Annotated in this window: 26 protein-coding genes; 15 read left to right on the top strand and 11 right to left on the bottom strand. The window is 35.0% G+C overall.

What is annotated here, in order from left to right; all coding sequences use genetic code 11:
- The first annotated feature begins 300 nt into the window (after positions 1-300).
- Both ACVWY7_RS11155 and ribT read left to right on the top strand, forming a co-directional pair.
- Entirely contained in the window at positions 301-483 is a 183-nt protein-coding gene (locus ACVWY7_RS11155; RefSeq protein ID WP_003289317.1) for a hypothetical protein, read from the top strand.
- Between the two features lie 68 nt (positions 484-551).
- On the top strand, positions 552-920 hold the full coding sequence (ribT, locus tag ACVWY7_RS11150; protein ID WP_000908398.1) for a GNAT family N-acetyltransferase RibT: 369 nt from the start codon (positions 552-554) through the stop codon (positions 918-920).
- A gap of 20 nt (positions 921-940) precedes the next feature.
- On the opposite strand, the gene ACVWY7_RS11145 is transcribed toward ribT, so the two are convergent.
- A complete protein-coding gene (locus ACVWY7_RS11145; protein ID WP_000283600.1) occupies positions 941-1,459 on the bottom strand; it encodes a DUF309 domain-containing protein in 519 nt (172 codons plus the stop codon).
- A gap of 98 nt (positions 1,460-1,557) precedes the next feature.
- A complete protein-coding gene (locus tag ACVWY7_RS11140; protein WP_000510194.1) occupies positions 1,558-1,653 on the bottom strand; it encodes a YjcZ family sporulation protein in 96 nt (31 codons plus the stop codon).
- 169 nt (positions 1,654-1,822) lie between these two features.
- Between ACVWY7_RS11140 and scpA the strand changes: the two genes are divergently transcribed.
- The 6 genes from scpA (at position 1,823) to phnF (ending at position 7,083) form a co-directional block, all read left to right on the top strand.
- On the top strand, positions 1,823-2,566 hold the full coding sequence (scpA, locus tag ACVWY7_RS11135) for a segregation/condensation protein A (RefSeq protein WP_001199758.1): 744 nt from the start codon (positions 1,823-1,825) through the stop codon (positions 2,564-2,566).
- A gap of 158 nt (positions 2,567-2,724) precedes the next feature.
- Positions 2,725-3,297: a segregation/condensation protein ScpB gene (gene scpB / locus ACVWY7_RS11130; RefSeq protein ID WP_000376225.1), complete on the top strand. Its 573-nt coding sequence runs from the start codon at positions 2,725-2,727 to the stop codon at positions 3,295-3,297.
- A gap of 78 nt (positions 3,298-3,375) precedes the next feature.
- Positions 3,376-4,278 carry a ComEC/Rec2 family competence protein gene (locus tag ACVWY7_RS11125; protein WP_001214094.1) on the top strand — a complete coding sequence of 301 codons (903 nt, stop codon included), beginning with the start codon at positions 3,376-3,378 and terminating at the stop codon, positions 4,276-4,278.
- A gap of 208 nt (positions 4,279-4,486) precedes the next feature.
- On the top strand, positions 4,487-5,629 hold the full coding sequence (gene nagA / locus ACVWY7_RS11120) for an N-acetylglucosamine-6-phosphate deacetylase (RefSeq protein ID WP_001983978.1): 1,143 nt from the start codon (positions 4,487-4,489) through the stop codon (positions 5,627-5,629).
- 4 nt (positions 5,630-5,633) lie between these two features.
- Complete coding sequence (nagB, locus tag ACVWY7_RS11115; protein ID WP_001024206.1) at positions 5,634-6,422, top strand: glucosamine-6-phosphate deaminase; 789 nt, start codon at positions 5,634-5,636, stop codon at positions 6,420-6,422.
- Positions 6,352-7,083, top strand: coding sequence for a phosphonate metabolism transcriptional regulator PhnF (phnF, locus tag ACVWY7_RS11110; protein WP_002194085.1), 732 nt, complete (start codon positions 6,352-6,354; stop codon positions 7,081-7,083). The genes nagB and phnF overlap by 71 nt, the downstream gene beginning before the upstream one ends.
- A 70-nt stretch (positions 7,084-7,153) precedes the next feature.
- On the opposite strand, the gene ACVWY7_RS11105 is transcribed toward phnF, so the two are convergent.
- Entirely contained in the window at positions 7,154-7,960 is an 807-nt protein-coding gene (locus ACVWY7_RS11105) for a Cof-type HAD-IIB family hydrolase (protein WP_000594222.1), read from the bottom strand.
- A gap of 165 nt (positions 7,961-8,125) precedes the next feature.
- On the opposite strand from ACVWY7_RS11105, the gene glcT reads away from it, so the two are divergent.
- From glcT to ptsP, 4 genes are all read left to right on the top strand, one after another.
- Entirely contained in the window at positions 8,126-8,974 is an 849-nt protein-coding gene (glcT, locus tag ACVWY7_RS11100; protein WP_000073874.1) for a glucose PTS transporter transcription antiterminator GlcT, read from the top strand.
- A gap of 339 nt (positions 8,975-9,313) precedes the next feature.
- On the top strand, positions 9,314-11,377 hold the full coding sequence (ptsG, locus tag ACVWY7_RS11095) for a PTS glucose transporter subunit IIABC (RefSeq protein ID WP_000473200.1): 2,064 nt from the start codon (positions 9,314-9,316) through the stop codon (positions 11,375-11,377).
- A gap of 135 nt (positions 11,378-11,512) precedes the next feature.
- On the top strand, positions 11,513-11,776 hold the full coding sequence (gene ptsH / locus ACVWY7_RS11090; RefSeq protein WP_000411080.1) for a phosphocarrier protein HPr: 264 nt from the start codon (positions 11,513-11,515) through the stop codon (positions 11,774-11,776).
- Complete coding sequence (ptsP, locus tag ACVWY7_RS11085) at positions 11,776-13,488, top strand: phosphoenolpyruvate--protein phosphotransferase (protein WP_000174220.1); 1,713 nt, start codon at positions 11,776-11,778, stop codon at positions 13,486-13,488. Before ptsH ends, ptsP begins: the two co-directional genes overlap by 1 nt.
- 97 nt (positions 13,489-13,585) lie before the next feature.
- Here the strand turns inward: ptsP and ACVWY7_RS11080 are convergent, their stop codons facing one another.
- The 3 genes from ACVWY7_RS11080 to ACVWY7_RS11070 all read right to left on the bottom strand — a co-directional run bounded on the left by ACVWY7_RS11080 (position 13,586) and on the right by ACVWY7_RS11070 (position 15,266).
- Positions 13,586-13,948: a DUF3915 domain-containing protein gene (locus tag ACVWY7_RS11080; protein WP_000468027.1), complete on the bottom strand. Its 363-nt coding sequence runs from the start codon at positions 13,946-13,948 to the stop codon at positions 13,586-13,588.
- A gap of 196 nt (positions 13,949-14,144) precedes the next feature.
- A complete protein-coding gene (locus ACVWY7_RS11075; protein ID WP_000100485.1) occupies positions 14,145-14,363 on the bottom strand; it encodes a hypothetical protein in 219 nt (72 codons plus the stop codon).
- Between the two features lie 285 nt (positions 14,364-14,648).
- Positions 14,649-15,266, bottom strand: a complete 618-nt coding sequence (locus ACVWY7_RS11070; protein WP_000180378.1) for a nitroreductase family protein — start codon at positions 15,264-15,266, stop codon at positions 14,649-14,651.
- A 331-nt stretch (positions 15,267-15,597) separates the two neighbouring features.
- On the opposite strand from ACVWY7_RS11070, the gene ACVWY7_RS11065 reads away from it, so the two are divergent.
- From ACVWY7_RS11065 to ACVWY7_RS11055, 3 genes are all read left to right on the top strand, one after another.
- Entirely contained in the window at positions 15,598-16,890 is a 1,293-nt protein-coding gene (locus tag ACVWY7_RS11065; protein ID WP_001023203.1) for a GGDEF domain-containing protein, read from the top strand.
- A gap of 425 nt (positions 16,891-17,315) precedes the next feature.
- Positions 17,316-18,197, top strand: a complete 882-nt coding sequence (locus tag ACVWY7_RS11060) for an NAD(P)-dependent oxidoreductase (protein WP_000400423.1) — start codon at positions 17,316-17,318, stop codon at positions 18,195-18,197.
- Between the two features lies 1 nt (position 18,198).
- Positions 18,199-18,531 (top strand): DUF3909 family protein, encoded by a 333-nt coding sequence (locus tag ACVWY7_RS11055; RefSeq protein WP_221082107.1) that lies wholly within the window; start codon positions 18,199-18,201, stop codon positions 18,529-18,531.
- A 46-nt stretch (positions 18,532-18,577) separates the two neighbouring features.
- Here ACVWY7_RS11055 and ACVWY7_RS11050 read toward each other — a convergent pair whose 3' ends face one another.
- From ACVWY7_RS11050 to mtnW, 5 genes are all read right to left on the bottom strand, one after another.
- Positions 18,578-18,853, bottom strand: a complete 276-nt coding sequence (locus ACVWY7_RS11050) for a hypothetical protein (protein ID WP_000054668.1) — start codon at positions 18,851-18,853, stop codon at positions 18,578-18,580.
- A gap of 308 nt (positions 18,854-19,161) precedes the next feature.
- Positions 19,162-19,674, bottom strand: coding sequence for a 1,2-dihydroxy-3-keto-5-methylthiopentene dioxygenase (locus ACVWY7_RS11045; protein WP_000057306.1), 513 nt, complete (start codon positions 19,672-19,674; stop codon positions 19,162-19,164).
- A complete protein-coding gene (locus ACVWY7_RS11040) occupies positions 19,652-20,290 on the bottom strand; it encodes a methylthioribulose 1-phosphate dehydratase (protein WP_144508040.1) in 639 nt (212 codons plus the stop codon). Before ACVWY7_RS11040 ends, ACVWY7_RS11045 begins: the two co-directional genes overlap by 23 nt.
- Entirely contained in the window at positions 20,287-20,946 is a 660-nt protein-coding gene (gene mtnX, locus ACVWY7_RS11035; protein WP_000027475.1) for a 2-hydroxy-3-keto-5-methylthiopentenyl-1-phosphate phosphatase, read from the bottom strand. The genes ACVWY7_RS11040 and mtnX overlap by 4 nt, the downstream gene beginning before the upstream one ends.
- The gene (gene mtnW / locus ACVWY7_RS11030; protein ID WP_001989648.1) at positions 20,943-22,187 is read right to left on the bottom strand and encodes a 2,3-diketo-5-methylthiopentyl-1-phosphate enolase; all 1,245 of its coding nucleotides are present in this window, start codon (positions 22,185-22,187) and stop codon (positions 20,943-20,945) included. The genes mtnX and mtnW overlap by 4 nt, the downstream gene beginning before the upstream one ends.
- Positions 22,188-22,191 lie beyond the last annotated feature (4 nt).

The raw sequence follows: 22,191 nt of genomic DNA, 5'->3' as shown, positions 1-22,191 counted from the left end.
AACATCGGAAAGCCGTATGAGGGAAAACCTCACGTACGGTTTGATGAGGGGAAACTGAAACAGAAAAGGGATGGCAAAGCCACCCCTAAAGAAAATATAATCTGTTTCAGTTTTCTACTCTACTAATAGGAATGGGTATTGCGTTTACGGTACATGATACAAGTAGTAATGTGATTGTAGTGAGAATATGTCGCTTATGAGAACAAAATTTTAACAAATTACATAGAATACATTAAATTACATGTTTCAATAAAGATTTTTTATTACATGAATTTGCTAGAATTCATCTGCTCTAATGTGATGAATAGTGAAGTGATCATGAGCGGTGGATGCTTTTTTTTACTTTCATATAACAGCGTTTCTTCTTGTATTTACTTAGAAAAAATAGTAATGAAACGTATATTTGACTTTCTTCTTTTCACTTTGTATGATTATCAAGTTGTTTTAAGCTCTTCTCACTCTGTTGAAAATATTGTAAAATGAATGTGATATGGAAAGAGTGATTGAGGGGATTTAATAGTTTGTAACTTTTGTAAGAAGGGATAAGGGTTATGTTAATTCGTTTTAAAAAAAGTTATGAAAAGATTGCAATGGGGCTTCTTTCATTTATGCCAACTGAAAAAGATGTGAAAACATTACAATTGACTATGAAAGATTATGAAGCAAAGGATGATTGGCAATTGTATTTGTGGAAACAAAACGAAGATTTTGTTGGAATAATGGGGATTGTAAAAAAAGAGAATCAAGTTTTGGAAATTCAGCATTTGAGTGTGAACCCATCTCACCGTCATATGGGTATTGGGACGAAGATGGTTCAAGAGTTAAAGAGTAAATTTCTTGAATTTACAATTTGCGGAAATGAGCAAACAGCAAGTTTTTGCAAAAAGTGTACAGGGCTTGAACAAAATATACATTCGTGAAAGCAGAGATAAGTAGTTTATTATCTCTGCTTTCTTTTTTGTAATTGTTCGTTTCGTTCAGCGATGACTTCTGTTCGATCACGTAATGTGTGTTTATGTACTATATATTCCTTAGAAATAGCATTCACGTCTTTCCAAGGAAGGTTTTGTTTCTCACATAATTCTATGCACTGCTTTTCTAATGCTATATCCGATAATGGTAAAAATAATGGTGTAAAACCTTCTTTTTTCTGGATAGATTGCAATTTATCTTTGAGTAAGAATAGAAGCTGTGCCTCATTTATTCCTAAACGAAGTAAATGTGCGCTGTTTTTTTCTAAAATTGTTATGGCGCTTTTCATCATTTTCTCTGCGCCATTCCAGTTAGAGCGTCTGTGATGGTATAAAGAAACTGCAATTTGAATGAGGCCGACTAAATAATTATCACGATTCCCTCTTGGTTTTGTTTTCCAATATTCTTCCAGTATTTCGTGACATTCAAAATAATCATAATCTCCGTGAAAATGAATTAAAAACTGTATGTATTCGGTAGGATACATTTTCTTCGCTCCTATCTAACGTTTATAAATATAAGTTTATCATAGAAGTATGAACAATAAACGACTAGGGAATTTCTCCCTAGTCGTTATTGTTCATATTAGCAGAAGCAAGCTGCTCCTACAATAATTAGTAAAATAAACAACACAACAAGTAATGCGAACCCACCGCTAAAACCGCAATCAACGTGACCCATAGTTTTTTGACCTCCTACATTGTTCTTACTACACTGTTATCATATGAAGTGGTGGGCATGATGACATAGGCATCGGTCTATTTTTAATTAAATTTCTTAAAAAGGTTGGATAGAACATGAGTATGCTCTATACTTATGTTGTTATAGAAAAAATGTGGTGGGATGCTTTGTGCAGTATAATTTTAAAGTAGAGGCTTTTGAAGGGCCTTTAGATTTATTGTTACATTTAATACATCGTTATGAAATTGACATATATAATATCCCTGTAGCGGAAATTACAGAGCAATATTTATCTTATGTTCATACGATGAAAGAACTACAATTAGATGTTGCAAGTGAGTATTTAGTAATGGCTGCAACGTTATTACAAATTAAAAGTAAAATGTTGTTGCCGAAACATGAAGAAGATGTACTTGATAACGGTGATGACTTTATAGATGATCCTCGTCAAGAATTGATGGAGAGGTTAATTGAATATAAGAAATATAAGCAAGTTGCTACTGAGCTAAAAGAAAGAGAACAAGAAAGAGCACAGCTATATACACGTCCGCCAATTGATTTTACATCGTTGCAACAAGAAGAGGAGACAAACTTGCCTCTTGATGTTACGTTATATGATATGCTAGCGGCATTTCAAAAATTAATGCGCCGTAAAAAAGCAAAGAAACCTGTGACAACACGTATTACTCGTCAAGAAATACCAATTGAACAGCGCATGACGGATATTTTGAAGCAGTTAGAAATACAAGGTGGTCGTCAAAGTTTTTATGATTTATTTGTTGATGATGAACGGGAAATAATGGTTGTAACATTTTTAGCGGTTCTTGAGCTTATGAAAAATCAACAAATCATAATTGAACAAGAACATAATTTTGATGAAATTTTCGTATCAAGCTATACTAAATCTGCATAGAGTTAGTATAGAAAATGGGATAGAAATAGTATATCTCATGCTAGGTTTGAATGTATCGTTTGGAACAAGAGAAAAAATATTGAACCGAACGCATTGATTGTGATTCGGTTTTTTGATGTGTATTTTTATGGAGAAAATAGGAGGAAGGAGTTCGTAAAATGGATAGAACAGAACAAAAATCAATTATTGAAGGGCTTTTATTTGTTTCTGGTGATGAAGGGATTTATCCTGAACAAATAGCAAAAGTCCTTGAAATTGAAGGAAACGAAGTAATCGATATTTTAGAAGAAATGCAAAAAGAATGTGAAGGTGCACACCGCGGTTTGCAAATTGTACAGTATGCAAAAGTATATCGTTTTGCTACAAAGAAAGAACATGCGTCTTACTATCAAAAACTAATAGAGATCCCAACAGCTGCTTCACTCTCTCAGGCTGCTCTAGAAACGTTAGCGATTGTTGCATATCGCCAACCGATTACAAGAACTGAAATGGAAGAGATTAGAGGAGTAAAAACTGATAAGGCGTTACAAACGTTAGTATCACACTTACTTATAAAAGAAATGGGAAGAGCAGAAGGACCTGGGCGTCCTATTTTATATGGAACGACGAAAGAATTTTTGGACACGTTTGGATTAAAAACATTAGATGATTTACCTCCGCTTTCTGAAGAAAACGAACAAATGAATGAAGCGGATTTATTCTTCGGTTCTTTACAAGAGATATCGAAATAAAAGCTTAGCATTTTGCTAAGCTTTTTTTGTATATCAATTATATACCGTGCCATACTAATTGAAAAAAGGAGACGAGTTATGAGAGGTATACGAAGTATTTTATTATTAGTTTCTGTTTTGTTATGCTTTTCTTTAAATAGTGCATCGGCAAAAAGGTATATGATGTCTATTCATACTGCGTCTCCTTTACATATGCAGCGGCAACATTTTGGTAAAATGAAAGTGAGTTTCTTAAAAGTTGGACAAGGTGATGCAACACTTATTACATTGCCAAATGGACAAACGATGTTAATTGATGGAGGGCCTTATGAAGCTGGTGAGGTTATTATCCAAAAGCTAATTGAAAAAGGAATTAACCATTTAGATGCTATCGTCAGTACTCATCCTGATATGGATCACATTGGGGGACTCATTCCGATTGTAGAGCAAATGCCAGTATCACTTATATTAGATAGTGGAAAAACATATAGTTCTCTTACTTATCATACGTATCGAAATAATATAAAGAAAAGGGGAATCCCTTTCATTTCAGTAAAAGAGGGCCAATACATACCGCTAGATCCGCATGTTTCCATACAAGTATTAAACAATGGGAAGTCTAAAGATGAAAATAATGAATCTTCAATTGTATTAAAGGTTCGGTATGGTAAGGCAGATTTTTTACTAATGGGTGATGCTGATGTGCGGACGGAAACGGAAATATTAAAGCAATTTGATGTACATGCAGATGTGTTAAAGGTGGGGCACCATGGCTCATATACTTCAACAAGTGAAAGGTTTATAAAGAAGGTAGAACCACAGTTCGCGATTCTTTCTTATGGTAGCAGAAATCCGTATGGGCATCCGCATCAAAGTGTAGTGAGACGATTAAAACGGCGTGGTATAATGATGTATGGAACAAATAGACGTACGGTAGAAATGGAAACAGACGGCGAACATATTATAATAGGGTCTAGCGGGTTAATGCCATTATTGAAGTGAGTAATCTGATAAGGGGATATTCTCCCTTTTTGGAAAAGTGAATAACATATATTATAATTACAACAGACGTACTAAGTTTCCTTTTTGTTAAACAAAGAGGAAATTTCATTAGAATGTATAGACAACTACTCGTGCGTATATTAAGATGGAATTAGGCGAATAAGGTAATAATAACAAGTAGGTATTTCATGGGAAAGGATCGATGAAAATGAAAACGCAAGTTGTCATCAATGCCAAAATTTATACAGGTCAAGAAGTAGTAGAAAACGGATTTATTCGTTACGCAGAAACAATTAAAGAAATTGGTTTGATGGCTCAATATGTATCACAAGAAAATGAAACTGTTTTAGATGCAGCAGGGAAGATTGTGATTCCAGGTATGATTGATGTTCATATTCATGGTGGATACGATATTGATGCGATGGATGCAAATAGCGATGGGTTAGTAACTCTAGGGAAAGAAATGTTAAAAGAAGGAGTTACAACTTACTTCCCAACAACAATGACACAAGCTCCAGAAGCAATCGAAGCAGCACTACATGCTGCGAAGGAAGCGAAAGAAAAAGGAGCACATTTCGAATATATTCACTTAGAAGGACCGTATGTTTCAAAAAAACGTGCAGGTGCACAACCACTTGAACATATTGTTCCTGCTAATATTGAACAATTTAAACAATGGCAGGAAGCAAGCGGAAATCTAATTAAATTAGTAACATACGCACCTGAAGAAGAAGGAGCATTAGAGTTTGAGCAGTATCTTGCTGAAACTGGTGTTGTCGGCACAATGGGGCATACAGATGCAATTGATGCACAACTAAAAAACAGAAACATTACACATGCAACGCATTTATACAATCAAATGCGTGGATTACATCACCGTGAACCAGGAGTTGTTGGTCATGTGTTATTAAATCCAGATGTAATGGTTGAAGTAATTACAGATGGTATTCACATTCACCCTGATATGGTGAAATTAGCATATAAATTAAAAGGACCGAAAAAAGTAAGTGTTATTACTGACGCAATGCGTGCAAAAGGTCTTGAAGATGGATTATATGAGCTTGGCGGACAGCCAGTACATGTAAAAGATGGTAGTGCTCGATTAGAAGATGGAACGCTAGCTGGTAGTATTCTAAAAATGGATCAAGCTTTCCGAAATGTAATTGAATTTACAGGTTGTTCAATCGAAGATGCAGTACTGATGACATCAGTTAACCAAGCAGAAGAGTTTGGATTAAATAATAAAGGTGCATTAGCGGTAGGAAAAGATGCAGACTTTGTTGTGATGAATGAAGATTTACATGTATATGATACGGTTCGTTTAGGAATTCATATGAAGGAAGGGAAGTAATTAAATGAATATTCTTGTTGTAAAAACTCCAGAAGAACTAGCAGAAGCAGGTTATAAATTAATTGAAGAAGTTGTAAAAACAAAAGAAAATCCAACATTAGGAATGGCTACAGGAAGCTCTCCATTAGGTATTTATGCAGAAATGCGAAAAAATAAACTTGATACAAGCCGTGTAACCACTGTAAACTTAGATGAGTACGTAAATTTACCACATGAAGATAAAAACAGCTATCATTATTTCATGCAAGAACAGTTGTTTGATCATCTTCCATTTAAACAAACTTATGTACCAAACGGGATGGCAAGTGATTTAGAGGAAGAGTGCAAACGTTACGAGGGCATTCTAGCTGCTAACCCAGTTGACCTACAGATTCTTGGAATCGGTGAAAACGGTCACATCGGATTTAACGAGCCAGGAACACCGTTTAATTCTCCAACAAACATTGTTGAATTAACAGAATCTACACGCCAAGCAAACCTTCGCTTCTTCGAAAAAGAAGAAGATGTGCCAACTCATGCAATTACAATGGGAATTGGAAGCATTATGAAAGCGAAACAAATTCTACTTGTTGCTATGGGTTCTAAAAAGGCAGAAGCTGTTAAAGAATTATTGCAAGGTGCATATAGTGAAGCGTGTCCTGCTACAGTTTTACAACGTCATCCGAATGTAACCGTAATCGCTGATCAAGAAGCTCTATCTTTATGCAGTGAGGCGATTGCTGATGAACATCGACAAGTATTCACCATTTCCGATCTATTATCAGATTCAAGAGTGGGTGAAACAGCTAATTGAGGACGGCGAATGGAAGCCGGGAGATAAAATCCCATCTGAGAATGAACTTTGCGATAAGTTCGAAGTGAGTCGTATGACAATCAGACAGGCGATTAATAATTTAGTGGAACAAGGTTATTTATATCGGAAACGTGGAATCGGTACGTTTGTCCAACTTCCGAAAGTGGAACAAAAATTGCAAGGAATGACAGGATTCACAGAAGATATGATTTCTCGTGGAATGAACCCAAGTAGTCAATTACTAAGTTTCCGCCTAGTTCCAGCTACTGCGAAAATAGCAGACCGGCTGAGAATACAGGAGGGAGAATCGGTTTATGAAGTGAGACGTATTCGTTTAGCGGATGATGAACCGATTGCTTTTGAGACGACATATTTGTCGCCAGCTCTTGTAAAAGATATTAACGAAGAAATATTGCAACAATCTTTATATGAACATTTAGAGAAAAAACTGGGCTTTAAACTTGTTAGTGCTACTCAATCAATTGAAGCTTCAATTGCAACGGATAATGAAGCGGAACATCTGCATATTCCTAAAAAGGCGCCAGTGCTTGTAATGCGTCAATGGTCATATTCAGAAGGTGAAGTACCGTTAGAGTATGTGAAATGTATTTATCGCGGGGATCGTTATAAGTTTATTACGAACATCGCACGTAACAAATAATATATTTCAGTTTGTGAAGTACAGTAAATGTCAAATTGTTTAACATGTAAAGAAAAAATACGACTCATCCTTACAAGGAGTGAGTCGTATTTTTATTATGAGCAATTACGTGGTTAACAGCATCTTTAACTGTATTTACTACATAGTGAGCGTGTTCTTTTACTGCGTCATCTGCCTGAGCCATAGCAAAACTGTGAGGAGTTAAAGAAAACATTGGAATATCATTATAAGAATCCCCTATGCAAGCAACTTCCTCTGGTTGTAATTGAAACTCTTTTAATAAAACTGAAATAGCGGAGCCTTTACTAATATTCGGTGGCATTACATCTAAACATTGTTCTGCTGAAATGAAGGTACTCACTTTTCCGTGGAATTTTTCATCAATTTTTTTCTGAAGGAGTTGCAAACTCTCCTTTGTTCCACCGACAGAAATTTTATTTGGAAAAATTGTATCATCTATTTTCTGTAATAAATTTGGTTCTTCAACAGAAGTCATCGTTACTTGTTTTTCAAGTTCATGAATGAACGGTGTCTTCTCTTCAATATAGTAATTATGTTCATCACTAACATAACGGAAATAAGGATCTTCATTTGTCATGTCTAACAACTCAGGAAGAATGCTGGAATCAAAAGTTGCAGATAAGAGTTGCTTATTTTCATCTGTATATACGAAAACACCATTCACACTAATACGATGGAAATTTGTATTTACAGCTTTCATTAAGTCTGCAATTTCATTATCAAGTCGTCCAGAGGCGAAGCAAAGAATAACATTTTGCTCAGCAAGACTGCGAAGTGCCGCAACATCTTGCTCATCAATAATACCCCCGTGTTGCATCATTGTACCATCGATATCACTTACAAACATTTTAATCATATTGTTATCTCCTTTCTATGTACAGTTGCTCTTACATTATACGCATCATATATAAACATGTCTAAAAAATGAATTTTTATGAAATGGTAGATGTTTTACATTGACGACAAAGAAGAATGTTCTGTAACATAAAAGCAGGCTATTTAAGGACGAGGGTGGTGTTATATGAGTAATTATCTAGAAATTAAAAAAGTTTTAAATAATAATGTCATCATTGCTAGCCATCCTGAACACGAGGAAGTAGTAGTGATTGGTAAAGGAATTGGATTTGGAAAAAAAGCGAAAGATGTACTAGGACAAGAACAAATTGAAAAAATGTTTGTTTTAAAAAATGAACGTGATCGTGAACAATACAAACTGTTAGTGCCGCATGTGAGTGAAAAATTAATTGAATTAATGAATGATATTATGTTCTATATTCAAGAAAAAGCAAAATCACCATTAAATGAACATATTCATATCGCTTTAACAGATCATATTTCTTTTGCAATTAAACGATTAAAACAAGGACTTACAATTGATAATCCTTTTTTAGTTGAAACGAAAATGCTCTATCCAGAAGAATATGAAATTGCTGAAGGTGTTGTAGATCTTTTAAATTCTCGTTTGCAAATTACATTGCCAGAGGGAGAAATTGGTTTTATTGCACTTCATATTTACAGTTCGCTTACAAATTCAGATCTATCTTCAGTGAATCAAAACTCCCGTCTCATTGCACAACTTGTATCTTTAATTGAGACAAACTTACAAATTACATTGGACCAAGAAAGTATCCACTATTTACGCCTTATCCGTCATTTGCAATATGCTATTGAACGGGTGAAAAAAGGGGAGAAAGTAGAGGAATCACAAAGTTTTGCTGAGTTATTAAGGGCGGAATATCCTGTCTGTTATAATTTAGCTTGGAAGCTAGTTAAGGTCATGCAAAAAGAATTGCAACTTCCTGTGTATGAAGCAGAAAGTATATATTTAACAATGCACCTGCAGCGCTTAGTGAAAGCAGAGCATGTGTAAAAAGACATATATTTTTGTCTAAAATGAAAACGTTAAAAAAAATCATTGAATCGCTTACAATAGTTATGTATAATAACTATTGCAAAGTTATACAAATTTCGACAAACACATTAAGGGAAATAAAGAAAACGTTTGCCTTAATTATAGTGAACTTATACGTAAACCTATTTTTGACACGTGTTACTGATTCGATCAGGCATGAGTGGAGAAAAGTAAGGAATGTAAGCTAGAGAAAGGGATATACTACCCTTTGTATAGCTATCGTTCTATCTTTTTTTCCTCATGTCTTTTTGGCGTTTGTCGGAAGGTATCAATATAGATAAGAGAGGAAGGGTTTCCATGTTTAAGAAGATCTTTGGTGTTCTTCAAAAAGTCGGAAAAGCGTTAATGCTTCCAGTTGCGATTTTACCGGCAGCAGGTATTTTACTTGGATTTGGTAATGCATTTCAAAATCCACAGTTAACAAATGTTATTCCTGCATTAAAAGCAGATTGGTTCGTAATGGTAGCAAAAATTATGGAACAATCTGGTGATATTATTTTCGCTAACCTTGCATTATTATTCGCAGTTGGGGTAGCGATTGGTTTAGCTGGTGGAGATGGAGTAGCTGGTTTAGCAGCGTTCGTCGGCTACTTAATTATGAACAAAACGATGAGTGTGTTCTTAGAAGTAGATAAGCTAGTGAAAGTAACAAGTTCTGGAGCAGATCCAGTAAAAATTGGATTTACGGATCCAGCATACGCAAACGTATTAGGAATTCCAACATTACAAACAGGAGTATTTGGTGGTATTATCGTCGGTATAGTAGCGGCATATTGCTATAATAAATACTTCAACATTGAATTACCATCATACTTAGGTTTCTTCGCAGGTAAGCGTTTCGTACCGATCGCAACTGCAACATTCTCTTTAGTAGTAGGTATTATCATGTGCTTCGTTTGGCCATACATTCAAGGTGGCTTAAATACGTTCTCACATCAAATGATTGATGCAAATAGAACATTAGCAGCATTCATATTCGGTTTAATTGAACGTTCATTGATTCCATTTGGATTACATCACATTTTCTATTCACCGTTCTGGTTCGAATTCGGTCAGTATACAAATGCAGCTGGCGAATTAATCCGTGGTGACCAAAAAATCTTTATGGCACAGTTAAAAGACGGTGTAGAATTAACAGCAGGTACATTTACAACTGGTAAGTATCCGTTCATGATGTTCGGTCTTCCAGCAGCAGCTTTAGCGATGTACCATGAAGCACGTCCAGAAAATAAAAAATTAGCAGCTGGTATTTTAGGTTCTGCTGCATTAACATCTTTCTTAACAGGTATTACAGAACCACTTGAATTTTCATTCTTATTCGTAGCGCCAGTACTATTCGGAATTCATGCCGTATTCGCTGGTCTATCATTTATGACAATGCAAATTTTAGGTGTTAAAATTGGTATGACATTCTCTGGTGGTTTAATTGACTTTATGTTATTCGGTGTATTACCAGGCCGTACAGCATGGTGGTGGGTAATTGTTGTTGGTCTTGTACTAGCAGTTATTTACTACTTCGGATTCCGCTTTGCAATCCGTAAATGGAATCTAAAAACACCTGGTCGTGAAGTAGCAAATGCGAATGACGGCGCAGGGAAAGCAGAAGCTGGTGAACTTCCTCGTGAAGTACTAGTAGCACTTGGTGGTAAAGAAAACATTGCTTCTTTAGACGCTTGTATTACTCGTTTACGTGTTCAAGTTAACGAACAAAAGAATGTAAACAAAGATCGTTTAAAAGAGCTTGGAGCAGCTGGTGTACTTGAAGTTGGAAATAACATTCAAGCTATTTTTGGACCGAAATCTGACACATTAAAATCACAAATTCACGATATTATGTCAGGTCGTACACCTCATGTTGAAAAAGAAGAGCCTGTAAAAGTAGAAGAAGCTCCTCAAAAAGTTGATGCAAACGAAACAATCGTTTCACCAATTGAAGGGAAAATCCTACCAATTACAGAAGTACCTGATCAAGTATTCTCAGGAAAAATGATGGGAGACGGATTTGCAATTGAGCCGACAGAAGGAACAGTAGTTTCTCCAGTTAACGGTGAAATTGTCAACGTATTCCCTACAAAACATGCAATTGGTATTCAATCTGAAGGCGGAAAAGAAATTTTAATCCACTTCGGTATTGATACTGTAAAATTAAATGGTGAAGGTTTTGAAGCACTTGTAGCACAAGGTGATAAAGTGAAACAAGGACAACCATTATTAAAAGTAGATCTTGCATTTGTAAAAGAAAATGCACCATCTATCATTACACCAATTGTCTTTACAAATTTACAACAAGGGCAACAAGTCGAATTGAAAAAAGATGGAAATGTTAAGAAGGGCGAAAACGCAATTATTGACATTCAGTAGGAATTTGACGCAAAATGTTTATAATTATAATAGGCGATGTGGTTGACCGAACATCGCCTATTATATACAATAGATGATGTAGTACTCACGTCTATACAACTAAAAAAAACTGTAATTTAAAGGAGATAAATTATCATGGAAAAAATCTTTAAAGTAACTAGCGACTCAGGAATTCATGCTCGTCCAGCAACTCTACTTGTAAACACTGCAAGCAAATTTGGTTCTGACATTAACTTAGAGTATAACGGAAAGAACGTTAACTTAAAATCAATCATGGGCGTTATGTCTTTAGGCATTCAACAAAACGCAGAAATTAAAATCACTGCAAATGGTGATGATGCAGCTCAAGCACTAGCAGCTATCGAAGAAACTATGAAAAACGAAGGATTAGGAGAATAATGACTCTTAACATTCAAGGGATCGCTGCATCAAGTGGGATTGCTATTGCAAAGGCTTTCAGACTTGAAAATCCTGAATTTAACATCGAAAAGAAATCAATTACAAACGAAGCTGCAGAAATTGCACGCTTAGAAGCTGCGCTTGAGAAAGCAAAAACTGAATTAGAAGCTATTAAGGACCACGCTTTTGCTGAGCTAGGTGCTGACAAAGCTGCGATCTTTGAAGCACATTTATTAGTGTTAAATGATCCAGAACTAGTAAACCCAGTAAAAGATAAAGTAAATAGCGAAAAAGTAAATGCTGAATTTGCAATGGATGAAGTTGCATCAATGTTTATCTCTATGTTTGAAAACATGGATAACGAATATATGAAAGAACGTGCTGCGGACATTCGTGACGTAACAAAACGTGTTCTTGCGCATTTACTAGGCATTAACTTCTCAAATCCTGGTACAATTTCTGAAGAAGTAATCATTATTGCTGAAGATTTAACACCATCTGATACAGCTCAGTTAAACCGTAAGTATGCAAAAGGTTTTACTACTGATATCGGCGGACGTACATCTCACTCTGCAATTATGGCTCGCTCTATGGAAATTCCAGCTGTTGTTGGTACAAAAGTTGTTATGGAGAAAATCCAAAACGGCGATATCGTAATCATCGATGGTTTAGATGGGGAAGTAATTGTTAATCCATCAGAAGAAACTCTTCGCTCGTTTGAAGAAAAGAAAGCGAAATTTGAAGAGCAAAAAGCTGAATGGGCAAAATTAAAAGACCAAGCTACTGTAACAAGTGATGGACATCACGTTGAGCTTGTTGCAAATATCGGAATACCAAATGATGTACAAGGTATTATCGATAATGGCGGAGAAGGCGTTGGTTTATACCGTACAGAATTCTTATACATGGGCCGTGACAATCTTCCAACAGAAGAAGAGCAGTTCGAAGCGTATAAAGCAGTTCTTGAAGGTGTAAAAGAAGGTCAACCTGTTGTTGTTCGTACACTTGACATCGGTGGAGATAAAGAGCTTCCATACTTACATTTACCAAAAGAAATGAACCCATTCTTAGGCTACCGTGCAATTCGCTTATGTCTTGATGAGCAAGATGTGTTCCGTACACAACTTCGTGCATTACTTCGTGCTAGCGTATACGGTAACTTAAAAATTATGTTCCCAATGATTGCAACTCTTGATGAGTTCCGTCAAGCAAAAGCGATCTTATTAGAAGAAAAAGCGAAACTTGTAGAAGCGGGTACAACTGTTTCTGATTCTATTGAAGTTGGTATGATGGTTGAAATCCCAGCTTCAGCAGTATTAGCAGATCAATTCGCAAAAGAAGTTGATTTCTTCTCTATCGGAACAAATGACTTAATTCAATACACAATGGCTGCAGACCGTATGAACGAACAAGTATCTTACTTATACCAACCATATAACCCATCTATTTTACGTCTTGTAAAAATGGTTATCGATGCTGCTCATAAAGAAGGCAAATGGGCTGGTATGTGTGGTGAGATGGCGGGCGATTCACTTGCTATCCCATTATTATTAGGATTAGGTTTAGATGAGTTCAGCATGAGTGCAACATCTATTCTTCCTGCAAGAACACAACTAAGCAAGTTGTCAAAAGCAGAAATGGAAACATTAGCAGAAAAAGCATTAATGATGTCAACTGCTGAAGAAGTTGTTGAACTAGTTAAAAGCATATAATTAATAAAAAAACCTGAGTCGATTTGAAATCGGTCTCAGGTTTTTTCTATGAGAAAAGTAAAACTTATTTTCTTACTCTTGAAGATAAGGAACAGAATTAGATAGCGATCGCAACAATATCAGTTGGGCATACACGTAAAATACCAGTAAAAGTATTTCGGTTTTGATTGTGCTTATCGTCTTTGTTGTTATCTTTGTTATCTTTGTCATTGTTATTACGAGCTAAAGCAGAGAAAAGAGCAACACCGTTACAGAAACCTTCAAAAATTACATTGTTGAAAGATCCAACACCTTTAACGCTTAATAGAGAAAGCTCTGTTCCAACTGAAATGCTAGCAAGTACGTTACATACAGCTGGTTGTTGTGGTTTAACCTCTCTCTCTTTCTCACGATGGTCGCGCTCTCTTTCATGATGATGACAGTCTCTAAAGTTATCACAGCATCCAAATGATCCAAACATAATCCTCATCACCCCCTTCACACTTATAATCTATGTAAGTTCGGTAGTGAGTGACTGGACAGAGAGTGGAATTTTTTCTAGGGGAATTTCTCATTTTAAAAGACTAGCTGGGTGTTTATTACGGGATGATGTTTAAAATAGGATAGATATCACAAAAAAATGTAAAGACCACCGAAATGAATGAAATAGGTAGCCTTTACACTTTTTTGCTTTTATATAAAACGATGATATATACAGGAAGAGCGAGGAGTAGTGGTACAATGGATCGTGCAGTATGTTTTTCTGATTCTAATTGGAACGCTTCTTCTTTTGGGAATTGTAATATTGAAATGTTTGCAGCATCGCCAATAAAATATAGAAGCAGTACAGTTACTATGTAACATAAAAGTGCGATAAAGCTTCCGTATGAACTCAATGAAAATCCCTCTCTTGTTATCTATTTGTTATCATTGTATCATAATTGTAACAAAAACACACGGTTATATTTCAATGATTTAACAAAATTCGACACGAAACGTCATTTGTATGTATGAAAATAGTATGGAATTTACGGTTTTTTTGTATAGATGTCGAATCATACATTGTAATATTACGGATTTGTGACAGAACAAAAAGAAACGAAGGTAATTTCTACCTTCGCTTCTTTTCTATCTGATATTAATGTGTAGTAAGATCTCACACTGATTCAAGTTACACTTTATTATTTCGCCCATTCGCTCACTTGTTCTACGCTCATTCGTGGTGCAGGGTGGCCTTTTAAAGTTGATTCACCAATTGTAATAAGCATAATTGGTACGTAACGAGATGAAACATTGAATTCTTCTGAAAGTGCTTGTGGATTAAAACCACCAATAGCACAAGTATCCCAGCCAGTTGCTTTAGCTGCAAGCATAAGTTGCATAGCTGCTAAAGATGCATTTGAAAAGGCTGCATCCCTTGGAAATTGCTCACGAGCATATGCAGATTCAATATTTTTAGCTAAGCGCTCTTTTGCTTCTTCTTTCATAAATCCTTGTTCTACAATTGGACCATATACTGGTTCAACGTTTTTATAAGCTTCTAAATCACCTAAAATAGCGACTACAGCAGAAGCATCAAGAATTTGTTGTTGGTTATAAGCAATTGGGTGTAATCGTTTCTGTACATCTTCACCTTGGAATACGAGGAATTTCCAGTGTTGCAAGTTCCAAGCAGAAGGTGCTTGAGCAGCGCCCTTTAAAATCTCGTGTAACTCTGCAGATGAAATTTCTTTTTCTGGGTTGAATGCACGTGTAGATGTGCGTTCATATAGAACATTAAAAAAGTTGTCGTTTGTCATTATATATCCTCCAAATTACATATCAAATTATGAAAAAATACATGTAATACATTCTACTTACATTTTGTAAGTTATCGAATTTAAGAATATAATATCTTTATTTTAATTGTCAAGTTTTAAAGCAGAAGCTAGGGCATTCATACAAACGATACAATTCCAATAATCATACACTAAAAAAGGAATTTATAGAGTGAAAAACGAAGAGAACATTCTCAATTAGCTTGTTAACATGTATCCCTCACTCATTAAAGTTTTGAGAGAACAGTTTTTTTATAAAAGGTTTGTGAGGAATTCAGTAGAACAAGATATATGAAGTGAGTGAAGACTAGTGATGAACATACTACATTTTTTATTAGAGAATACGGTTTTCCAAAATGTATTACAAGATCTTCAGTTAAATGTCCTTTATATAGAAAATGGATGCACACATCAACAAACGATAGAAAATATCCATCCAAAATGTATGTTTATAGCAAATAGTTTTGAAGAAGGAGAAGTATTGTTTCAGAGGACTAAACCACATATTGTAATTATGTATGTAACAGATTTTTCTCAAATAAAATATATAAAGAATATGTATAATCCACAGAGTACATTTATTGTCATTTGGGATCAACAAATAACAAGCGAGTTTGCAGAGGTGCTTACGTTAGGAATACGTAATATTGTGATAGCCCCTGTGACTCCGCAAATGGTGTTAGAGGAAGTGAATAAAAGCTTATATCAGCTTTCTTTAGTGCGGCAAGTAAGTTTGCAACAAGAACTACTTCAAACGATGTTTGATTTTCGAAATGATCTATTATTTATAGTAGAAGACGATGAAATTGTTGATTGTAATACAAATTTTTTAGAGTTTTTCGGATATGAAAATTTGTTTGCTTATCGTGAACAACATTTAGTATTTGCTGAACATCTTATTAGAGAAAATGGATACTATTCAACAACTCATGATATAACATGGTTAGATGATACATTATCATATGATAGAAGAATTAAGATGTCCAACTATGAAGGGGAAGTGTCAACTTTTTTATTGCGTGCAACACCATTGCCAGAAGATTTATCAAGATTTATTGTGAAGTGTACAGAGATTACAGAATTAGATGAAATCTATCAAGAACAAGAAAGGCTTGCTATGATAGATTCGTTAACAGAGATTTATAATCGTTTGAAATTCCAACAAATACTAGAGGCAGAATGGGATAATGCGATGCGTAATAATGAAAACATAGCACTTATTTTATTTGATATAGATAATTTTAAAGCAGTAAATGACACGTATGGCCATGATTTTGGTGACTTAGCATTAATTGAGCTTGCAGAGCTTATGAAATCTAAAGTGGAGCAGCAACATGTGTTTGCAAGGTGGGGAGGAGAAGAATTTATTATTTTAGTAACGAATACAGTGGAAAAAGAAGCATTTCAAGTTGCGGAATCATTACGATTTTTTATAGAAACAAAGCAATTCTCGGGAATTTCGAAATTAACAGCGAGTTTTGGAGTTGCATTATATGAAAAAGGGATTACAAGAGAAGAATTAATGCAACGGGCGGATATTGCATTATATGAAGCGAAAAAAAATGGTAAAAATCAAGTGTGTATATATAGAAAAGAAAAAAAGTGATTTTTCGCAACAAATTGTTGCGATTTTTTTTGTCTAATTATAGAATGAGAAAAATATATGTATGAAAGTACACAATAAATATAATGAAGATCGTTATATTATTTGTAGAGTTTATGGTGTAACCTATTATTTAATTCCGCATTACTTAGCCGTAAAAGCCTAATGTCTGGGCTAATTAGGAGGACAATCTCTTTTTATTTTATTGGGAATTAAGGGAAAGAATAATAGTAATGCCTGTTATTGGACTGATAATATTAGAGAATATAGAGGAAGATAAAAAGGTTAGTATCATAAAAAAAGTAGATCGATCTTTAGTATGAAAGTAATGTAATGAGAAGTTTTGGTTGGAGATAAAGAACGTGTTATATTGAATAAAGAGTTCTGAAATATAGTAAGAGAGTTATTAGAACAAAGGGGATGAGAAAATGGAACATAAAACTTTATCAATAGGTTTCATCGGTATTGGTGTAATGGGAAAAAGTATGGTTCATCATTTAATGCAAGAAGGTCATAAGGTATATGTATATAATAGAACGAAAGCGAAAACAGATTCTTTAGTGCAAGATGGTGCAAATTGGTGTGATACACCGAAAGACTTAGTAAAGCAAGTGGATGTTGTAATGACTATGGTAGGATATCCACATGATGTAGAAGAAGTGTATTTTGGGATAGATGGGATTTTGGAGAATGCAAATGAAGGTACAATTACAATTGATTTCACGACATCTACACCAACATTGGCAAAACGTATTAATGAAGCGGGTAAAAGTAAGAATATATATACGTTAGATGCGCCTGTATCTGGAGGAGACGTCGGTGCGAAAGAGGCAAGACTCGCAATTATGGTCGGTGGCGAGAAAGAAATATATGAAAAATGTTTACCGTTATTTGAAAAACTAGGAACAAATATTCAGTTGCAAGGACCAGCTGGAAGTGGACAACATACAAAAATGTGCAATCAAATTGCAATTGCTTCTAATATGATTGGAGTATGTGAAGCGGTTGCTTATGCGAAAAAAGCTGGACTAGATCCAGATAAAGTGTTAGAGAGCATTTCAACGGGTGCAGCAGGTAGCTGGTCATTAAGCAATTTAGCCCCTCGCATGTTAAAGGGAGATTTTGAACCGGGGTTTTATGTAAAGCATTTTATGAAAGATATGAAGATTGCTTTAGATGAGGCTGAAAAATTACAATTACCAGTACCAGGTTTAAGTTTGGCGAAGGAATTGTATGAAGAGCTAATAAAAGATGGAGAAGAGAATAGCGGAACACAAGTGTTATACAAAAAATACATAGGGGGTAAGTGAGATGGATCTTCAAAAATTTGATGAGATGATTGATGCTGTACAACGAGCAACTTGTGTACAAATTAATGAAAAACAAATAGAAGCTTTTAAACAAAAATATGATTTTGAACCGAAATTCGAATATGGAAGAGATGAAAAAGGGCATTACGTTATTCGAACTTCAAAAAAGATGCTAGAAGAAATGGAATTTTATTTGGCATTGAAATATGATCGAGATGGAGTTGATCTTTATATGCAAGCAGAGATTGATGGTATATGCCACGTATCTCTTAGTTATAGTGAAGACGTCTTGCATTTACAAGAATTGTTTCAATTTCTAGAAGAAAATAAATAAAAGTCCTCATTTGAGGGCTTTTATTTAAGTATATTTAATTTTATAATTATAAGCTAGAAGCACGGCGGCATCGTTCAATTGGGAATGGAATAACTTGCGCGATGTGATTAGGACCAAATTGTTTTGTACGAGCATGGCGTATTATATAAAATGCACACAGAATTGAAACAGGAATAGCACCGAACAAACCAAAAAATAAAGCGCTTACACAAGATGCAACAAAACCTAACACACCAACTTCTAATTCTTCCATAATAGCTCCTAGAATAATAGGAAGTGCTCCACACGTAACCCCCAGTATAAGTGCGATAAGTAAACTCATGATTATATCCCCCTCTGTTTGCGATATTTTTTCCTTCTTAGTTAATTGTAGTATATCATATACAAAACAGAATTTTCAGAAAAAATTCAAAAAAAGTTCAATAAATGTTCAATAAATGTTAAGAAATACACTTGAAAAATAGAAGGATAAGATCGTTTTTGAAAGGAAGGACGCATATGTTTGAGAAAATAAAAAATCAGGCTTATTTCATTTTTTGAAATAAGCCTGCTCCATAGGAGGATGTATATATGTAGAGTGAATAAAAGGTTGGAAAAGGGGGTCCAAGACCTTTTATTCAACTAACTACCTTAATAGATTGGAACCCAACCTTCAGTTGTAACAAAAATACGAATAGCTACAACTTGACGATCATCTTGCAAGGTAAAATAATGTCTTGCATTTTCAGGAACAGATATGAGATCGCCTGGCTCAAGTTCAACGTCAAAGAATGTCCCATCTTTTCCTTCAATGGCAAAGATGCCATGACCACTAACAATAAAGCGAACTTCATCATCAGTATGATGGTGTTCTTTTTGGAAATTAATTAATAGTTCGTCAAGGTTAGGTGTGCTATTTGAAAGTGAAATTACATCATGTGCTTTATAACCTCGGCGTGCTGAAACATCAGCAATTTCTTTTGAAAACACAGCTAATATTTCAGCTTTGTTTTCATCTGTTAATGAGTAATTTTCTTTTAAATGAGTAGGAAGTTTGGAAATATTCCATTTCTCATATAAAACGCCTTCCTCTTGTAGAAATTTTGATACTTCTACTTCATTTTCAATGCGAGTATTTATTTCATGAATACGAATTTGCGCCATTAGAAACGCCTCCTTGAATTGATAATAGTTTTATATGAAATTGGAATAAAAACTCATAAGCTTCTAATCTTTTCTTTGCATCAAAGCTATCTCGGCCCCATACGGTAATACCATGGTTACGGATTAATACTGCCCCCGAATCTCCCTGTATATGCTTGCGGAAGTTTTCTCCAAGCGTTGGGATATGAGCATGGTTTTCGATAATAGGAATGTGAATTGTTGCACCTTCTTCCCAAATATCGAGAGCTTTAATAATTTCTTGATTTTGAAGTGTGACGGCATCACTATATAAATTTGTGATGACATTGTTATCAGTTGTATGAACATGAAGGACGCACCCAGCATTCGTATTGTTATAAATATGTGTATGCAAGATTGTTTCTGCTGAAGGACGTAATTCAGTCTCTAATACGGGAACCCCTAGATGATCTACTAGTAGAAAGTCATCTGGAGTCGTTTTGGTTTTATCTTTACCACTTGATGTAATGAGAAAAGTGAGTGGTTCATGACTAACCTTTATAGAAATATTACCACTCGTTGCTGGAAACCAATTTCGTGTTGTTAATTCTTTTTTTATCTCGCTTAAGTCATACCATTGACGAAAAAGTTGTTTCATAATTTCACCTCCAACAAATGTTTTAATTCAGTTTGAACATCGTGAAACGTTTCAAATGTTGTATAAGAAATATGATTTTCTTCGCATTTTGTAATAAGGAAATCACGAGCGAACACTTTATCTGCTTGTTTCGCAGCTTGTAAATCGGTAATTGAATCTCCAATTACAATATGGAAGTCATTCGTATCACTCAATTTACGGATAAGTGATGATTTACATAATCCGCAATGATTTTGACAATGACGATCACAAGGATGAGGCCAATTTACCGTAATGTATTCATTTGAAAAATCTGTTTCATTACAGTAAATTTGCTCTTTTGGAATGAGTCCTTGTAAGAGTGGATAGACGAAGAAATCCATTCCACCTGATATAACATAAAAGGAAATATTGTTTTCATTTACAAATTGTATAAATTCATGAAAACCATTACGAATTTCAGCAGTCTCTATTAAAAATTGAATAATTTCATCGTGCAGATTAGTAGGTATTAATTGAAATAATTGAGAAACACCTTCTTGAATAGATAGCTCTTGTGATAAAATTCTATTCTTTACTTCTTCAGCTTCTGGTGGTGCGAATTTCTCCATAATGGACATGATGTTATCATTATTTGTAATCGTGCCATCGAAATCACAAAATACTTGAATACTCATAATTTCACCTCATGAGAGGGATTTCCCCATATTTGTAGTGCACTATGCAAATTTATGTCATCTACTTCATGGAGTGGTTTATTTTGCAAAGTAGCATCAATGGCAGTACGGAAAGCTTTACCTCCGCCTTGCGCTCCATTTGGATGTCCATGTATCCCGCCGCCAGCATTAATCACAACATCTTTACCGAAATCTCGTATAATAAAGGGAACGAAACCAGGGTGAATACCAGCAGACGGAACGGAAAAGCTCTTCTTGAAAAATACATCGTCTTCAGTTAAATATTTTGAGATAGCAAGAGCTTCCTCTTTTTCTAGCGCAACACTTCCGTATGGAGATGGGAATAATGAAAAATCAGCCCCAGCATAACGTAGCAGCTTTCCGAGTAATAATGGAGATGAAATTCCATATAACTTGGATGCTGAATAAGCGCCACTTACAGCAGGGTGTGCCATAATAGGAACTGGGATTTCATCATCTTCTGCAAGTGATTGTAGTACATCTAGTCCGTAAGCAAATACGTTAAATAATAAAATATCAGCTCCAGCTTGCACAGCACGTTTTGCATTTTCTTTTAAATCAAAAGTTCGTCCTGTTACATTTACGGCATATAACGTTTTATGTCCGTACGTTTCATATACGGATTGTAAAACTTCTTTTCCAGATACAATGCGGTTCGTAAGTGGTGTTAATGCATTTTCAAATAATATTTCATCATCTTTTACTATATCTACACCACCAATTGCTTGATCGCGTAATTGCGTTTTTAAATACCCAATATTTCGTCCAATCATTCCTTTAAAAATACTCATTAAAAGGGGACGATCATGCACTTGTAAAAGATTTCGAATACCATCTATCCCGAATTTTGGACCAGGAAAATGTTTTTTCAACTCGTCTGAAAAAGTTAAGTCAATCAATTTTACTTCGCCATCAAGTGATAGCTTCCCAAATGTAGTCGTTAAAATTGCTGGTAAATCTGGACTGAAGTTTAATAACGGATATTCGATTTTAATAATTCCGCGTTTTACTTTTTTACGTAAATACGAATTGGTATGTTCATGTTCAGCTAACTCCTCAACATGAATGACGTTGCCTTTATGCTGCTTTAACTGTTCTTGCAATAAGTGTGGCAAATGAGTCCAAGAGCCAATTGTTAAACCGAGTGCAATTTGCTCAGCTTTTTTTTCTAAGTTATGTGAATCATCATGGATTAAATACGTCGCTATAATTCCGCTCATTGTT

The organism is Bacillus sp. TE9106W (genome assembly GCF_054062215.1).
The sequence above is the reverse complement of the archived record's forward strand: the minus strand, read 5'-3'. Positions and strand labels throughout refer to the sequence as shown.

Bases quoted from the DNA above. Each gene is read 5' to 3' on its own strand.
- ribT (WP_000908398.1), top strand. From the start codon at position 552: ATGTTAATTCGTTTTAAAAAAAGTTATGAAAAGATTGCAATGGGGCTT.
- ACVWY7_RS11155 (WP_003289317.1), top strand. From the start codon at position 301: ATGAATAGTGAAGTGATCATGAGCGGTGGATGCTTTTTTTTACTTTCA.
- nagB (WP_001024206.1), top strand. From the start codon at position 5,634: ATGAATATTCTTGTTGTAAAAACTCCAGAAGAACTAGCAGAAGCAGGT.
- scpB (WP_000376225.1), top strand. From the start codon at position 2,725: ATGGATAGAACAGAACAAAAATCAATTATTGAAGGGCTTTTATTTGTT.
- ACVWY7_RS11070 (WP_000180378.1), bottom strand. From the start codon at position 15,266: ATGACAAACGACAACTTTTTTAATGTTCTATATGAACGCACATCTACA.
- ACVWY7_RS11125 (WP_001214094.1), top strand. From the start codon at position 3,376: ATGAGAGGTATACGAAGTATTTTATTATTAGTTTCTGTTTTGTTATGC.
- ptsP (WP_000174220.1), top strand. From the start codon at position 11,776: ATGACTCTTAACATTCAAGGGATCGCTGCATCAAGTGGGATTGCTATT.
- ACVWY7_RS11055 (WP_221082107.1), top strand. From the start codon at position 18,199: ATGGATCTTCAAAAATTTGATGAGATGATTGATGCTGTACAACGAGCA.
- ACVWY7_RS11065 (WP_001023203.1), top strand. From the start codon at position 15,598: ATGAACATACTACATTTTTTATTAGAGAATACGGTTTTCCAAAATGTA.
- ACVWY7_RS11045 (WP_000057306.1), bottom strand. From the start codon at position 19,674: ATGGCGCAAATTCGTATTCATGAAATAAATACTCGCATTGAAAATGAA.
- mtnW (WP_001989648.1), bottom strand. From the start codon at position 22,187: ATGAGCGGAATTATAGCGACGTATTTAATCCATGATGATTCACATAAC.
- glcT (WP_000073874.1), top strand. From the start codon at position 8,126: ATGAGTAATTATCTAGAAATTAAAAAAGTTTTAAATAATAATGTCATC.
- ACVWY7_RS11145 (WP_000283600.1), bottom strand. From the start codon at position 1,459: ATGTATCCTACCGAATACATACAGTTTTTAATTCATTTTCACGGAGAT.
- phnF (WP_002194085.1), top strand. From the start codon at position 6,352: ATGAACATCGACAAGTATTCACCATTTCCGATCTATTATCAGATTCAA.
- ptsH (WP_000411080.1), top strand. From the start codon at position 11,513: ATGGAAAAAATCTTTAAAGTAACTAGCGACTCAGGAATTCATGCTCGT.
- nagA (WP_001983978.1), top strand. From the start codon at position 4,487: ATGAAAACGCAAGTTGTCATCAATGCCAAAATTTATACAGGTCAAGAA.
- ACVWY7_RS11060 (WP_000400423.1), top strand. From the start codon at position 17,316: ATGGAACATAAAACTTTATCAATAGGTTTCATCGGTATTGGTGTAATG.
- ptsG (WP_000473200.1), top strand. From the start codon at position 9,314: ATGTTTAAGAAGATCTTTGGTGTTCTTCAAAAAGTCGGAAAAGCGTTA.
- ACVWY7_RS11080 (WP_000468027.1), bottom strand. From the start codon at position 13,948: ATGTTTGGATCATTTGGATGCTGTGATAACTTTAGAGACTGTCATCAT.
- ACVWY7_RS11040 (WP_144508040.1), bottom strand. From the start codon at position 20,290: ATGAAACAACTTTTTCGTCAATGGTATGACTTAAGCGAGATAAAAAAA.
- ACVWY7_RS11050 (WP_000054668.1), bottom strand. From the start codon at position 18,853: ATGAGTTTACTTATCGCACTTATACTGGGGGTTACGTGTGGAGCACTT.
- ACVWY7_RS11105 (WP_000594222.1), bottom strand. From the start codon at position 7,960: ATGATTAAAATGTTTGTAAGTGATATCGATGGTACAATGATGCAACAC.
- ACVWY7_RS11140 (WP_000510194.1), bottom strand. From the start codon at position 1,653: ATGGGTCACGTTGATTGCGGTTTTAGCGGTGGGTTCGCATTACTTGTT.
- mtnX (WP_000027475.1), bottom strand. From the start codon at position 20,946: ATGAGTATTCAAGTATTTTGTGATTTCGATGGCACGATTACAAATAAT.